General features: G+C 65.6%; 10 protein-coding genes. 9 read left to right on the top strand and 1 reads right to left on the bottom strand.

Annotated features, from left to right (window positions below; genetic code table 11):
- The first annotated feature begins 723 nt into the window (after positions 1 to 723).
- On the top strand, positions 724 to 2,037 hold the full coding sequence (locus N536_RS0127780; RefSeq protein WP_029116597.1) for a DUF1800 family protein: 1,314 nt from the start codon (positions 724 to 726) through the stop codon (positions 2,035 to 2,037).
- Positions 2,038 to 2,050: 13 nt separating this feature from the next.
- Positions 2,051 to 3,298 carry a DUF1501 domain-containing protein gene (locus N536_RS0127775; protein ID WP_029116596.1) on the top strand — a complete coding sequence of 416 codons (1,248 nt, stop codon included), beginning with the start codon at positions 2,051 to 2,053 and terminating at the stop codon, positions 3,296 to 3,298.
- A gap of 1 nt (position 3,299) precedes the next feature.
- Here the strand turns inward: N536_RS0127775 and N536_RS0127770 are convergent, their stop codons facing one another.
- On the bottom strand, positions 3,300 to 4,073 hold the full coding sequence (locus tag N536_RS0127770; protein ID WP_029116595.1) for a glycoside hydrolase family 16 protein: 774 nt from the start codon (positions 4,071 to 4,073) through the stop codon (positions 3,300 to 3,302).
- 778 nt (positions 4,074 to 4,851) lie between these two features.
- Between N536_RS0127770 and N536_RS0127765 the strand changes: the two genes are divergently transcribed.
- From N536_RS0127765 to N536_RS0127735, 7 genes are read left to right on the top strand one after another with little or no spacing between them, the layout of a single operon-like run.
- On the top strand, positions 4,852 to 5,694 hold the full coding sequence (locus N536_RS0127765) for a glycosyltransferase family 2 protein (RefSeq protein ID WP_036437808.1): 843 nt from the start codon (positions 4,852 to 4,854) through the stop codon (positions 5,692 to 5,694).
- A 16-nt stretch (positions 5,695 to 5,710) separates the two neighbouring features.
- Complete coding sequence (locus tag N536_RS40935) at positions 5,711 to 7,882, top strand: glycosyltransferase family 2 protein (protein WP_051574815.1); 2,172 nt, start codon at positions 5,711 to 5,713, stop codon at positions 7,880 to 7,882.
- Positions 7,879 to 9,174, top strand: coding sequence for a lipopolysaccharide biosynthesis protein (locus tag N536_RS0127755; RefSeq protein ID WP_029116593.1), 1,296 nt, complete (start codon positions 7,879 to 7,881; stop codon positions 9,172 to 9,174). Before N536_RS40935 ends, N536_RS0127755 begins: the two co-directional genes overlap by 4 nt.
- Before the next feature lie 3 nt (positions 9,175 to 9,177).
- Positions 9,178 to 10,881, top strand: a complete 1,704-nt coding sequence (locus tag N536_RS39680; protein ID WP_081809414.1) for a glycosyltransferase family 2 protein — start codon at positions 9,178 to 9,180, stop codon at positions 10,879 to 10,881.
- Positions 10,878 to 12,602: a hypothetical protein gene (locus N536_RS0127745; protein ID WP_029116592.1), complete on the top strand. Its 1,725-nt coding sequence runs from the start codon at positions 10,878 to 10,880 to the stop codon at positions 12,600 to 12,602. The genes N536_RS39680 and N536_RS0127745 overlap by 4 nt, the downstream gene beginning before the upstream one ends.
- Complete coding sequence (locus N536_RS0127740) at positions 12,592 to 13,860, top strand: hypothetical protein (RefSeq protein WP_155948753.1); 1,269 nt, start codon at positions 12,592 to 12,594, stop codon at positions 13,858 to 13,860. The genes N536_RS0127745 and N536_RS0127740 overlap by 11 nt, the downstream gene beginning before the upstream one ends.
- Positions 13,857 to 14,663: an alpha/beta hydrolase gene (locus N536_RS0127735; RefSeq protein ID WP_231514656.1), complete on the top strand. Its 807-nt coding sequence runs from the start codon at positions 13,857 to 13,859 to the stop codon at positions 14,661 to 14,663. Before N536_RS0127740 ends, N536_RS0127735 begins: the two co-directional genes overlap by 4 nt.
- Positions 14,664 to 14,683 lie beyond the last annotated feature (20 nt).

Here is a 14,683-nt window from a genome sequence, read left to right as displayed (position 1 = left end):
CGTTACCCGACGTGCACTACGTCGTAAATCACGCCGAACATCGTAAATACGGCAACGATCGAGCGATATGAGATACGACGCCCCGCAACGTACTTAAACGACTGAATTCAAGTCGTCACATGCACTTCCAAACTGCCTCGTTGTATTGCCACATTGACGCCTCGGCATGGCCGTCGGGCTACCTCTTTGCCGTGCAGTGGTGCCCCGATCGCCCTCGGTCGTCCCGCTCTCTGGCGGGCCGTTGGACGTCGGTGTCGAGGGCCCGACGTACCGCGCCCAATTGGGACTTCCGTTTGAGCCGATCTTGACCTCCCTCCCGGCATTCCAGCGAAAGCACTTGGTGGCGCGTATGTTTCGCTGGATCCGCTGCAATCTGCAGACGCGCTGATCAGGGGTGTCACCCCGCTGACCAACTGTAATTGCTGCGCGCGGGGTGCCGAAACGTGCCGGCAACCGACACGGGGCGCGATATCGCGCCTCCGCAAAGGGAAATGTCACTCTTCGAAGGGCGCGCTGAGCGTTGATGACTTACTGTTCATCGGTGTGAGCACCCATTGGTGCGTGCCATGAATCCTCGGTCTACCAGCCACGTTTGGCGTTATTGACGCCCGTGTATCCGCAGTGAAAGTTGGCAATGTAATGCGCATTTGCAAGTATTATGGCTATCCCGCACATTGCGCGCTGTAGTGCGCTGATGGCAAACATTTAGCCGTCGGGGGCGGGATGTCGACACAGTCAGCGGGGTGGATCGCCACCGCACGTCTGCTGCGCAGGACGGGCTTCGGCACGTCGGGCCCCGCGGTGGACGCGCTGGTAGGCCAAGACGTGGGCACGTACCTCGACCGGGTGCTCGACGCCGACCCGGAAGGCGATCCGGGCGCACGGGCAACGCCGATGCCGAACTACCCGGACGTGCCGAGGTACCCGGGCGAGAAGGCGGACGCCGCCGCCAAGGACGCCTGGAATCAGCACATCGACGGCGAAATGGCCGAGCTGACCCGGTGGTGGCTGCGACGCATGGTGGCGGTGCAGGAGCCGATTCACGAGAAGCTGACTTTGTTGTGGCACAACCACTTCGCCACCTCGGCGCTAAAGACTCGGTACGCGTGCTACATGAGCGCGCAGAATCGGACACTGCGCAGCCTGAAGCTGGGCGATTTCCGCACCTTGGGCTACGCGATGCTCACCGACGCGGCGATGCTGTCCTGGTTGGACGGGAGCGACAACGTCGCCGGGTCGCCCAACGAGAATCTGTCGCGCGAGTTCATGGAACTCTTCGCGCTCGGGCATGGCAACGGCTACACGGAAGGCGACGTTCGCGAAGGCGCCCGCGCCTTGACCGGCTGGACCAATGACTTGCGCGGAGCCACCCGGTTGCGGGACGCGAAGCACGACGGCGGTGTCAAGACGGTCCTCGGCGTCACCGGGAACCTCGATGCCGCCGGCTTCTGCGACGCCGTGCTCAAGCAGCCCGACTCGGCCCGCTACGTCGCGAGTCGGTTGTGGCGTCAGCTCGCGTCCGACGCATCACCCGACGAAGAGACGCTCGCGCGCCTCGTCGCGGCCTACGGACCGGGCCGCGACCTCAAGGCGCTGACCAAGGCGATCCTGACCGACCCGGCCTTCGGCTCGGGCAGTTCGATCACCATGCCCGCCGAGTGGCTGGTCGGCGTCATGCGCACGCTGTCGGTGCCTGCCGACTCGCCCGAGATCGCCTACGCCATCGACGGGGCACTGACCGGCCTCGGACAGAAGCCGTTCTATCCACCGGACGTGGCCGGCTGGCCGCACGGTCGGGTCTGGTTCTCGACGGCGAGTACCGCGGGACAGGTCTGGGCCGCAAGCGAACTCGCGAAACGCGGCAACATATCGATGATCGAGGACGCCGCGCAGGGCGACCGCGTCGACGCCGCCGGCTACATGATCGGCGTCGGTGCGTGGTCGGACCGATCGGCAACCGCGCTTGGACGATTCGTGAAGAGCCCACCGCAACTGTTCACCGCCGCGGTGAATACGCCCGAATATCTCACCGCATGAATGGGTCTCGAAGATGATCGAAGTGAATCGCCGGCGATTTCTGTTCACCACGGCGGGCGTCGGTGCCGCGGGATTGCTCACCGCCGTAACGGGCTGCGGATTGTCCGATCTGCCGTTCCCGTCCGAGGAACGCACCTTGAGCGACGGCGAGGGCATCCTGGTGATCCTCACCCTGTACGGCGGCAACGACGGGCTGAGTACCGTCATTCCATACGCGGACAACGCGTATCACGATGCTCGGCCAGACCTGGCCTACCAGCCGTCCGAAGTGCTGCCGCTCGACGGGCAACTGGGCCTCAACCGGGGCATGACGGGACTGTCGCAGTTGTGGTCGGAACACAAGCTGGCCATCGTCCGTGGCGTGAGCTATCCGAAGCCCGACCGCAGTCACTTCCGCTCGATGGACATCTGGCAGACCGCGTCGCCCGCCGAGCCGGTGAGTTCGGGCTGGATCGGTCGGTGGCTCGACGCCACCGGCGATGATCCGATGCGTGCCATCAACATTGGAGCGGTGCTACCCCTCATGGCCGTCGGCGAGAAGCAGGCGGCGTCCGCCCTCGCCGGCGACTCGAGCCCGGTGTCCAACGAGGTGAGCGATGCCCTCACCGCACTGGGCGCCGACGACGCCGGTGACACGCCGGCGATGTCGGCGGTATGCACGGCCTACCGGTCGACGACCGCTTTCGGCGCCAAGATCAGCCCCGTGCTGGGCACGGGCAGCCCGACCGTGGCGATCGACCCCCTGGCCGGCGGCCTCACCTTTTCCGGTGCCTCGACCACGGGGCCGAACCCGTTGAACGACAAGCTCGACGTCGTCAGCAAGTGCGTCAAGGCGGGCCTTCCGACCAGGGTGTACATGGTGGCGCTTGGCGGTTTCGACACCCACGCCGACGAACGTCCCACCCAGGAGAGCCTGCTGCAGGTGCTCGATCGCGGCCTGACGCCGTTCCTTCGGGACATGAGCACCGACCGCTACGGCAAGAACGTCGTCGTCATGGTGTATTCGGAGTTCGGCCGACGCGTGGCCGCCAACGCCTCGCACGGCACCGATCACGGCACCGCAGGCCCGGTGTTCATTGCGGGTGCACCGGTGAAGGGTGGCTTCTACGGCGAGGAACCCAGCCTCACCGACCTCGACGACGGTGACCTCAAGGGCAGCGTCGACTTTCGCGACGTCTACCACGAACTGTTGACGAAGACCGTGGGCACCGACCCGGAGCCCGCGGTCGGCGCCGGTCGAAGCGACATCGGTTTTCTCTGACTCACGGTAACGAGTACTGGCGCACCCAGTCGACGAGTTGCCGCCCACCGGTGGCGATGTCACCGCCGAAGTTGTCGACCTGCAGGCAGAGGTGCAGCGGTCGCGCCGGGAAGGTCGAGGTGTCCGTGGTGGACCACCACGGCTTGCCGTCGACGAAGTAGGTGATCTTCTCCGGCGTCCACTCGACCGCCCAGGCATGCCAACCTCCCGCGTCGACCTTCACCTGGTCGCCCACCCGGCGGTCGTCGGCACCGTAGTGCAGCCAGCCCTCCACCGTCTGGCGAGTCGGATCGACGGCCTCCATGAAGTCGAGCTCTCCACCGACCGGCCAGTCCTCGGCGTCAGGCCACAGCAGAAGCACTGAGTGATAGCCGGGCGCCGACGGCGGGGATTGCGCGCACACCTCCCAGCGTCCATGGAGTTGACCCGCGTTCCATCCCATGCCGCCCGAGGCGCCCGAGGCGTCCCCCGTGATGGTGAGAATGCCGTCGGACAGCGAGATCGCTGCAGGCGTTCGTATCCCGTTGCCCGCGTGCCCAACCCCGTCGTACAGATGCCAGTTGGAAAGCGACGCCGCCGAATCGAATCGGTCTTCACGGTTCGGCGTTCCCCAGTGGTTCTCCAGCCCGGCGGTCCGCTCGCAGCCGCCGATCGGCGTCGCGCTCACGATCCCCGACACGCCACATCCCGACGCCGCTGCGGCCAGCACCACGATCGTCACGGCCCAGGCACGGCGACGCAACGACGGGGAGAACGAGCGTGCGGATGATTCCATCGGGGCGTCCTTTCCAGGTACCCAACGCGAATGGCGAGTTGGGGCTCACAATAGGCGGCTGGTGCGCCAGTCCGCCCGACTCGTGCCGTCGGTGACCCCTGGCATAGCCGTGCCGGCTGGCAGGATGCTGTGGCGTCCACCACACATTCTGGGAATTGTCGACCGCTCGCCCCTCGCCCCGTGACCTCAATCGGCGTCGGCAGCAATGGTCCCGCAGGTTAGCGGCCGCCCGGGCGGGACGCTGCCCGTCGCGTGGCGTGGGGTCGCCCGATCATGGTGTGGCTACACGCAGTGATCGCCGTGAGTCGAAGTCGGACCTGTTGGCCCACGGTGCTTTACGGCGTACCACGAAGCGGAGAGAACGTTCGCCGAATCGCTGGCCATCCGACCGGTGATTGCCGGTCGCGACATGCTTGCGGAATCCTCGACCGAGGCCGTGGTGATGGCAAAAGCGTGGTGCCGAACACGCGATTAGATGTCACGTTGCTTAACCTGATGTTTCCATTTGCCCAGGTTGCAGGGGCCAGGGCCGTGTGCCAGCGTAAGCACTGCTGATGGACCCACCAACGGGGAGTTGGGTCCGGTGCGGTGAAGTCGGGGTCATCGCGGAAAGCATGGGTTTGGCGCGCCGTAGCGTCGACCGATTGAGTTTAAAACGGGTGGCACGCAACGCCATTCGCAGAATTGTCGTCCATTACTAGCGGTATCGCCGCGCAGCTTTTGCCGGACACGTGTCGGCTTCGTCGTATGCACCTGCAGCCAAGGAAGGGCCAGAAAGATGGCCAAACTAGCGACCATTTGGGACGGGAATTCCCATGGGGCGGAACGTCCCCGAGTATCGGTGATCATTCCCGCACTGAACGAGGAGAGGAACCTACCCTTCGTCGCCGCGAAGATGCCCGAAGACGTTGACGAGATCGTCTTCGTCAACGGTAATTCGGTGGACAACACTGCCGTAGTGGCCCGGGAACTGTGGCCCGACGGGATACACGTCGCACAAACCCGGAAGGGCAAGGGCAATGCGCTCGCCTGCGGGTTCGAGGCGGCGTCCGGCGACATCATCGTGATGATCGACGCCGACGGCAGCACTGATCCACAAGAGATTCCGAGTTACGTTGGCGCCCTTGTGGCGGGCGCTGATTTCGCGAAGGGATCCCGCTTCATCCAGGGTGGGGGAAGTGCCGACATCACGCACTTCCGTCGGCTCGGAAACTGGGGGCTCAACGCGACGGTCAATGCGTTGTTCGCGACCAGATACACCGACCTCTGCTACGGATACAACGCCTTCTGGCGGCACTGCCTCGACGTGATGAGATTGCCCGATACCAGCGATCCACTGCCGCAGTGGGGCGACGGATTCGAGATCGAGACACTCATCAACGTTCGGGTCGCCGCGAACCGGCTGAAGATCGCTGAAGTCTGTAGCTACGAGGCGAACCGGATACACGGGGTGAGCAATCTCAATGCGGTTCGGGACGGCACCCGGGTGCTGCGAACCATCCGTCGAGAGTACTTCCAGGCACGCGCCACCAGACGCCTCGATCGTCGCGACGCGGTGGCGCGGCAGATGTCCAACCGCCGCCACCCCGTCGACGGCGAACCTTCGGCGAAGGTGTCCTGAGATCAGGTGCGAACAGGTGGATCTCGACGTCTCGGTCGTCCTGCCGTGTTACACGGAGCGGCGACTGGACAACATCCGGTCGGCACTGACGTCCCTGCGCAAGCAGACGCTCGAACCGCGACGGGTGGTGGTCGCGGTGGACAACAATCCGGCGTTGGCCGAACTGCTCGACGAGGAATTCGACTGGGTCACGGTGGTCCAGAACGACGGAGGCCGTGGCGCTTCGGCGACCCGCAACCGCGGCGTCGAGGCAGTCGACACCCCGTTGACCGCCTTCCTCGACGACGACGAGATCGCCGACCCTGACTGGCTTCTCGAATTGACCCGACCGTTTGCCGATGAGCAAGTCGTGGGAACGGGAGGAACGTACGAGCCGGCATGGGAGACCACGAAGCCACGGTGGTTCCCCGACGAGTTCGCCTGGGTCGTCGGCGGTTCCTATCTTGGGTTGCCCACCGAGACCGCGCCGATTCGAAACGTCTGGTCGGGGAACATGGCGGTGCGAACGGCCGAGTTCCGCGCCGTCAGCGGCTTTCGCACCGACTTCGGCAAACAAGGGTCCGTCTCGCAGCCCGAGGACACCGACCTCTGCATCCGAATGTCGGAAGCGACGGCCAAACGCTGGATGTACGTGCCATCGGCGGTCATCCTGCACGAAGTTCCCGCTGGCCGTGGATCATTCAGATTCTTCGTCACACGCTGCTTCTCCGAGGGCGCGGGCAAGTCGGCGATGCGAGCGAATCTGGGCTCGAGTTCGGCTGTGAGCACGGAGTTCGGCTACGTGCAGACGGCGGCAGTGACGGCGTTGCGCAGGCTGACGCAGCTGCGCTGGGTAGCCGTGTTGCAGGGCCTGACGATGATGCTGGGCCTGGCCAGCGCTGGAGCAGGCTATCTACGGGGGCGGGCAACGGTCACGTCCACCGATGCAGGCTCCACTGGCGCGTCATTCGTCGGCGATCGAAAGCCTGCCCTGGTCACCGATTTCGACACGTCGCAGTCGGTCGACCACTTCGTCGGACGACTCGACGGTCTGGACCAGTACACGTACGTCTGGATACTGGCGCGGCGCGGCGGTCGCCCCATCGGGATAGTCGAGGCCTGCGCCGACGAGCGCGAGGTCCGTGACCAGCTGAACCGGTTCGTGTTGGGCTTGAGTGAGACGTCGCCGGACGGTGCAGTGCATCGCACCGGCACGCGGGCGGACGGTGTGGTCGACCCGGGAAACGTCACGGTCGTGATCTGCACCCGCGAGCGACCCGACGACCTGGCCCGCGCGATCGAGTCCCTGAAGGCGCAGTCCCAAAGCGGCTTTCGTGTCCTTGTCGTCGACAACGCGCCGACCAGTGATGTGACGGCGACGGTCGTGGCCGAGAAGCGCGACGGCGATCTTCTGCTCGACTACGTCGTCGAGCCGACGCCCGGGTTGTCCTGGGCACGCAACTGTGCACTGCGGCATGTCGCCACGGAGTTCGTGGCGTGGATCGACGACGACGAGGTCGCCGACGAGAACTGGGTCGGCGAGGTCACCCGTGCGCTCGGCTCCGTTCCCGATGCCGCTGCCGTCTCGGGTTCGGTCGTTCCCGCCGAGTTGGAGACGTGGGCCCAATGGTGGTTCGAGCAGTACGGAGGTCACACCAAGGGCCGGGGTTTCACAGGCGCGGTATTCGTGGGCACCGACCCGGAGGTCCAGAACCCGCTGTACCCACTGCCCGCATTCGGCGCCGGCGCGAACATGACGTTCCGCACCTCCGCGCTATCGGCGATGGGTGGCTTCGACGTGGGGCTCGGCGCCGGCACCGAGACGCGTGGAGGCGAGGACACACTGATGTTCTCTCAGCTGCTTCTCGCGGGCCACACCGTCGTGTATCACCCCGCCGCGCTGACCCGCCACTTCCACCGGCGTGACGTCGGCGACCTCGAGAAGCAGATGTTCGGCTATGGCGTCGGTCTTACTGCGTTCTATACCGCACTGCTGCGCTGGAATTGGCGTTTGGCGCTTCCGCTCATTCGGTTGACGCCTCGGGCCGTGCTGGACATGTCCGGTGCTCGCGGCTCGGCGGCGACAACGGGGCTTCCGAAGGAGTTTCCGCCGGGATTGCTCCGGTTGAAGCGACGCGGACTGTTCCTCGGACCGGTCAGCTATGTGCGTGCCCGGCGTCGTGCGCGAAGCGAAGGCGCCGTCGGGTGACCACGGAAGACCGCGCCGTTCTGCGAGGCGTCACCCCCAAGCGCGAGTTCGGCGTCACGCGTCTGTATCGGGACGCCGGATCGATGGCGTCGTCGTCGGTCTTGAGTGCGGCTCTGGGAGTGGCATTCTGGGCGTTGGCCGCCAAGCGTTTCCCACCACACGAACTTGGAGTGATGACCGCGGTGATGGCGGTCATCGGCTCTGCCGGTGTCATCGTGGCGTCCGGCATCGGTGACGCGTACACCGCGTTGCTCCCCGCGGTGGGGGAGGCCCGCCCCCGGTTGTATCGACGTGGCCAGCGGACGTTCTGGCTGATCGCCATCGTCAGTGGGTTGGGCGCTGCGGTCGGTACCGTTCTGCTGCTCGCCGAGGTCCGTGGATCGTTCGGCGTAGCCGCGTTGGTGGCCGTCGGCGTCGTGGTGTGGTCGTCGGTGAACGTGCAGAGTTCCGCGGTGGTCGCGCTCGCCAGGGCCCGGTGGCTGCCGGTCGCGAACACGGCTACCGGAGTCTGCAAGATCGTCTTGTTGCCACTTTTGGCCGCGACGCTGCACTGGCACGCAGTGGAACTCTCGGTCGTCATTGCGAGCACCGCGCTGGCCATCGTGTTGCGGCCCGCGATCGTTCGTGTGATCAACACCGGAACGGAGCTGCCCGTCGCAACGCTGTCCGAGGACGCCGCGATGCGGATGTTCAACGGGTTCCTCGCGCAATCGATCGCGTCGTCGGGCCTGAACTTCGGCGTGCTCATGTTGTCACCGTTCCTCGTCACCGCCATATCCGGACCGGAGCAGGGTGCGCTCTTCGCCCTGGCGTTGTCGCTCGTGCAGGTTTTGGACCTGATCGCCATTGCGATGGCGGTGTCGCTGGTCGTGCACGCCTCGAGTACGCCCGACGAAGCCTGGAGCATGGCGCGCTCGGTGTTGCTGAGGACGATTGCGCTCAGCGCGACGGGTGCCACCCTGCTGATTGCCATGGCGCCGACCGCATTGCGAATCCTCGATCCCGCCTACGGCGCACTAGGCGCCACCGGCGTGATCGCGACCATGTGTGCGGTCTGCGTGGTCCGCACCGTGTACACCGTGTGGTCGGGGTTGCAGAGGGCGCGGCGAAACATCAAGGTGCCGTTGCAGTTCAACCTGGTGTTCGCGATCGCCGTGCCGGCCTTGCTGTTCGCGTTGTGCCCCACCTACGGGGCTCTGGGCGGCGCATTCGCCGTCCTATTGGCGCAGTCCGCGCTCAGCACTGCTGCCGCCATCCACCTATTCGTCAACCATCGCCGAGCGGAGGGCTGAGACATGCCGCGTCACCGTGGATCCGACGGAGTCGACGTCATCAGGCCGATCACGAATGCGGGAGCCGAGGACGACCACTGGCCAAATGCTGTCTGGATCGGTGAGATCGACGAAGCCGACCTCACCGGTGTCAGTCGATTGACCCTGTCCGGTGGCGAAAGTTTCAGTCGCGCGCGGCTGTTGGTGTGGAGCGGCGGCCAGCCACGGGGTTTCATCGACTTGGACGTGTCCGCCGGCGTCGTCGACGTCGCGTCCGCCACCGCCCAGATCACCGAGCTGCCCTCCGTGCCCACGCGCGAGGCGGTCTGGAACAAGCCGCCGGTCACCGTGGCAGTGTGCACGAGGGACCGCCCCGATCAACTGCGGGACGTGTTGCAGGGCCTCGCCGAGCTCGACTACCCGCACTTCGAACTGCTCGTCGTGGACAACAACCCGACCAGTGGACTCACGCCGCCAGTCGTCGAAGACTTCAAGGCGTCGACGGACATTCGGGTCCACATCGTCGAAGCGCAGGGTCAGGGTCTCTCGATCGCACGCAATGTCGCGATCAGGAGCGCCGAGCACGACATCGTCGCCTTCACCGACGACGACGTCCTCGTAGACGATTCCTGGTTGGCGAACCTCGCACACGGATTCAGCCGCGACCCGCGGGTGGCGTGCGTGTGTGGCATGGTGCCCAGCGCCGAACTGGTCACCCCGGCCCAGTCCTACTTCGACCGTCGCGTCGGATGGGCCTCCGGATGCGAGCCGGCGGTCTTCGATCTTGCCGCGCCACCGCCCGACGACCCGCTCTTCCCCATGCGGGTAGCGCAGTTCGGCACGGGAGCCAACTTCGCCGTCCGCCGCGACGTCCTGATCGAGCTGGGCGGGTTCGACGAAGGCTTGGGTATCGGATCGCCTGCGGGAGGGGGCGAGGACATCGACATCTTCGTCCGGATCCTGGTGGCAGGTCACCTGCTCGTCCGGGAACCGGCCGCCGTGGTGTGGCACCGGCACCGACGGACCGCCGCCGACCTCGAAGTCCAGGTCCACAACTACGGCCTCGGCCTGGGTGCCTGGATCGCGAAGCTGGGCAGCCGGCCGCGGACGTTCGGCATGGCGCTGAGGCGGGTCCGGCCGGCGGTCAAGCACATGCGCCACGTGACGGTCGTCGAGCAGGAAGCCAATGGCCCCGCCGATCCCGAGCTGGAAGCGTTGTACGGCCATGAGCTGAAGGGTGTGCTGCACGGCCCCTTCGCCTTGCTGAGCGCCCGAGTCGCCGGCCGGAAGGCGATGCCGCTGAGTGTTCGGTCGTCGAAACTGCTGCGCGCATTCGACGTTCGCGGCGACCGCCATTGGGGCGACCCAGAGAATGCGATGCTGGCGGGTCGCCTTTCGCTCGCGGCGGTGGCCGTCGGATTGATCGGTGCCCTTGGCGCCATCTCGGCGTTGCCGACGGTCGTACTCGCGGTCGCCGTGGGTGCCTTCATGCTCGCGGGCCCGGGCAGCTTGGCATTGTCGTGGTACACCAGAATGCCGACATCGGTGCTGCTACTGCTCATCCCAGCAGTCAGCATCGCCGTCTGCCTGATCACGGTGTCGGGCTTGCTCATGCTCGGGTTCTACGACCCGGTGGCCGTGCTGCTGGGATTGGCCACCGTCACCGTCGTCGGCGGCCTCGCACACTGCGGGTATCTCGCGCAGCGCCAGACGGTCACCGCGTCATGACGGCCACGTTGGCTCGCGGCGAGCAGACCGTGGCCGTCCCGGCCGTCGACGCGCATCCCGCCGCACGGTGGCGTCACCTGCCGTGGGTCGTTCTGGCGCTGAGCCTTGGCTGCTTCATCCACGGGGCGAGAACCATTCCCGACGCCGTCGCGTCCCAGTGGGGGTTGATCGCCGTGGCGGCGCCCACCTACGGTGCGTCGATTCTCCTGTCGGCCGTGGGATTCGCCATCGCGATTCGCCAGGGCAGCTTCCGGGCTGCCGCCGCGGCGACGGCCATGATGATCGTCACCCAGCGGCTACCACGGGCCGTCGCAACGGATCTTCCGATGTACGCCTGGACCTACAAGCACCTCGGCGTAGCCGACTACATCCAGCACTCCCACACGCTTGCCCGCGACGTGGACATCTACAACGGCTGGCCGAGTCTGTTCGCCCTGACCGCATGGTTCTCGGATCTCACCGGCATATCCGAAGTCGCGATAGCACATTGGTACACGCCGTGCTTCCACGTGGTGTTCGCCGGTCTGGTGTATGCGGCGGCGCGCGCGTGGCGGCTGGAGCCCATCACCGCGATCACGGCGACGTTCCTTGCCGCCACGCTCAACTGGGTTGAGCAGGACTATTATTCGCCGCAGGCGACGGTCATCATGCTTGCCGTCGCCATCTTCACCCTGGTGGGCCTCTCCCGCGATCGACCGTTCGGCACTCTGCTCATCCTGGTGCTCTTCGGTGCCGCCACGATCACCCATCAACTGACGCCGTACTGGATCCTGTTGGCGATCGGCGTCCTGTGCACGACCCGCCGGATGAAGCCGTGGTGGATAGTCATACCGCTGACCGCCATGCTCATCGGCTTCCTGATCTACAACTGGGACTCGGCGTCGAGTTACCAGTTGTTCTCCTCGAATCCGGTGAAGAACGCCGAGTCGAACATTCCGGTGCCCGGCTCGCTGGGACAGCAGCTCACCAGCATGGGCGTGCGCGTTCTGTCGGCGTCGATGTGGGTGGCGGCAGCACTCACCATTCTGTACCGCTGGATCAAGAAGAAGGAGTTCTGGGCGCTGAGCGTGCTCGCCTTCAGCCCGATGCTGATCCTCGGAGGCCAAAGTTACGGCGGCGAAGCCATTTTCCGTGTCTTCCTGTACTCGCTGCTCGGCTGCTCGATAGTGCTGGCGCCCGTCGTGGTGACAGTGTTGCGCGCCGGGCGAGCGCCCTACGCCATGGGATTCATCGGGGTATTGCTGGCGACTGCGTTGTCGGCGCAGGGATATACCGGGTCCTGGTACGCGAACGTGATGCCGAAGGAACAATACGAGACGTCGCGGATCGTGTTGGCCCAGGCCGAACTGCCTTCGTACCTCACGTCGGTCGCGCCGGTGTGGCCCGAGCGCAGTTCATGGCGGTACGTCGACTTCGCCAGGTTCAAGAGCGGTTTCGACTCGCCGATGACCTACGCCAAGGACCTCATGATGCGCCACTACGACACGGAGGAGGACTATCAGGCGTTCCTGAACGCGCTCAAGACGCGGTCGGATGCGTCCACGTATCTGATATTCACCGAGCAGATGCGGGTGTACTCCTGGTACTTCGGGGTCCTGCCGTGGGATGCGTTTCCCAATCTGAAGGCACACCTCTTCGCCGACAAGGAGCGCTGGGAGCCGCTGTTCGACGGCCAGGGAATCACCGTATTCGTGCACCGGGTGCATCCAAATGACGGCTAGCCGTTCGGTCAGCTCACCCGCAGCGCTGGGAGCGTCGGCCACGAAGTCGATTGCGATGCAACGCCGCGACCGGCCATGGGTCGACACCTATGTGACGATCCTCTGCGGCCCGTTCGCGATGCCGTCGGTCGACGCGATCCGTGCCGCCGTTGCCGCCGTGGGCGACCGCCATGAACACAGCCGACTGGCGTGGGGCTTCGACGACGCGAAGCGACGATGGCTCACCCCGCGATCCTTGGAGTCGGTCGTCGTCGAGCGCGACTGGGACGAACGACTCGACTACGGCCGCATCGTCGATGGCGTCGCAGGTGACGAGTCCCTCGAGCCGCCACTGACGTTCGTCCGGTTTCCCGACCACTTCGCGATGAAGATGTCGCACAGCCTGGGCGACGGCCTGATGTTCGTCACGGTGGTCGCCGCGGTGATGCTGGCCGCGGTGACCGGGGAAGTGCTGCCATGGCCCACCAAGCCCGCGGGCCGATTACCCCTCCTGCGAGCGGGATTGCGGACGTTCGGCCGCGATCCAGCGCTGGTGCGCTCGGCGCTGCGTGACCGGCCACGATCGATCGGCGTCGACACGGCGGCCCCGACCCGCCCATGGGCGCCGTCGCGTCATAGCGTGCACGCCTACCTGCCGCCCGATCAATCCGGCGAAGTCTATTCGTGGGCAGCCGAACACGCGCCCGGTGCCAGCCGGTTCGCCGTTCAGACGGCCCTGCTCATGGCGGGGCTTCGGCGCGCCGGCATGAAGCTGTCCGACGACATTCGCGTCATGGTCGACCTCCGAAGCTACCTGGGATCCGGATTCATCGACGGCAACTTCTTCGCAGGCGTGCCCATGCAACTGCGCTGGGACATGACACCCGGACAGATCGCAGAGACCGTCAAGGCGACGAAGACATCGGGACGCCCGCTGGCCAACCAGATCGTCACGTCGCTGCGCGTCGGATCGGCGATACCTCTGCGAACGGAAGTGGAGGACGACGCGTTGGCGCAGGTGACGTTCAGCTATGTCGGCGCACCGCCACAGATCGACATGCTGCCGTACCTACCCGGCCACGAACCCGTTTACGCTTCCCGTGTCGAACCCGGTGGGCCCAACGGTCTCACGTTCCTGCAGGGCCACTGCCGCGGCGGGATGCTGCTCACCGCTTGCTTTCACGACAACGTGATCGACGCCGAACTCGTCACCGCGGCGATGAAGCTGGTCGGCTCCGACCCGATCGGCCTGCTATCCGAACAAGGGCGAGTCCGATGACCGCGCCGTCGCCCATCCGCGGTGGGTGGATCCGCCTCGTCGTGGTCGCGATCGCCCTCCTCATGGGCGTAAACGGTTGCGCGACAGCCAAACCAGAAGGCCTCGAGTACCTGCGCGTGACCGTCGACGGACAGCAGACGCTGGGGATCAGCTCGAAGGATCAGCCGGTCAGGGGAGTGGTCATCTACTTCCACGGGGCTGACGGCGACGAGTTCTCGATCACCTCCGACGAGCCGCACCGCATCATGACCGAGAAGCTCGTCAACGCGGGCTTCGCCGTGGTGGCAAGCCAGGCGAGCGGAAACGCGTTCGGAAACCCGGAGTCCCAACAGAACTATCGCGAGTTGGCGAACATGGCCATCCTGCGCTATCGAGTGGAGAACGTCTTCTTCCTCGCCGAATCCATGGGTGCCGTAGCCGCCATCAACTTGATGGTGCTGGACGGCAAGCGACGCATCCGCGGCCTCGCAGCCATCAATCCCGCGATGGACCTGGCGACGTCGAGCCCGCCGTACGCACCACTGGTCGCCAAGAGCTACGCCGACCGTCCCACGCTCGACTCGACGAACCCGATGAACTTGCCACCGGATGCCCTCGCCGGCATGAGGATCCGGCTCTACGTCAGCGACGACGACGAAGTGGTGCCCGCGGATGCGAATGCACGGGCTTTTCAGCGCCGGTTTGGCCGTGAGGCCGACGTCTCGGTGGTGGGTTGCGCTGGGCGCCACGGAGACCCGTCCTGCGTCCAGGGCGACGACGTACTCAAGTGGTTCTCCTCATTGGAGCGGCGGGTGGAACCGTGACGACTTCGACGACTTCGACG

It is taken from the genome of Mycobacterium sp. URHB0044 (genome assembly GCF_000620625.1).
Lineage (GTDB): Bacteria > Actinomycetota > Actinomycetes > Mycobacteriales > Mycobacteriaceae > Mycobacterium.
This window is presented reverse-complemented; position numbering and strand designations above follow the sequence as displayed.

Coding starts and splice junctions, on each gene's coding strand:
- N536_RS0127780 (WP_029116597.1), top strand. CDS start 724: ATGTCGACACAGTCAGCGGGGTGGATCGCCACCGCACGTCTGCTGCGC.
- N536_RS0127775 (WP_029116596.1), top strand. CDS start 2,051: ATGATCGAAGTGAATCGCCGGCGATTTCTGTTCACCACGGCGGGCGTC.
- N536_RS0127770 (WP_029116595.1), bottom strand. CDS start 4,073: ATGGAATCATCCGCACGCTCGTTCTCCCCGTCGTTGCGTCGCCGTGCC.
- N536_RS0127765 (WP_036437808.1), top strand. CDS start 4,852: ATGGCCAAACTAGCGACCATTTGGGACGGGAATTCCCATGGGGCGGAA.
- N536_RS39680 (WP_081809414.1), top strand. CDS start 9,178: ATGCCGCGTCACCGTGGATCCGACGGAGTCGACGTCATCAGGCCGATC.
- N536_RS0127745 (WP_029116592.1), top strand. CDS start 10,878: ATGACGGCCACGTTGGCTCGCGGCGAGCAGACCGTGGCCGTCCCGGCC.
- N536_RS0127740 (WP_155948753.1), top strand. CDS start 12,592: ATGACGGCTAGCCGTTCGGTCAGCTCACCCGCAGCGCTGGGAGCGTCG.
- N536_RS0127735 (WP_231514656.1), top strand. CDS start 13,857: ATGACCGCGCCGTCGCCCATCCGCGGTGGGTGGATCCGCCTCGTCGTG.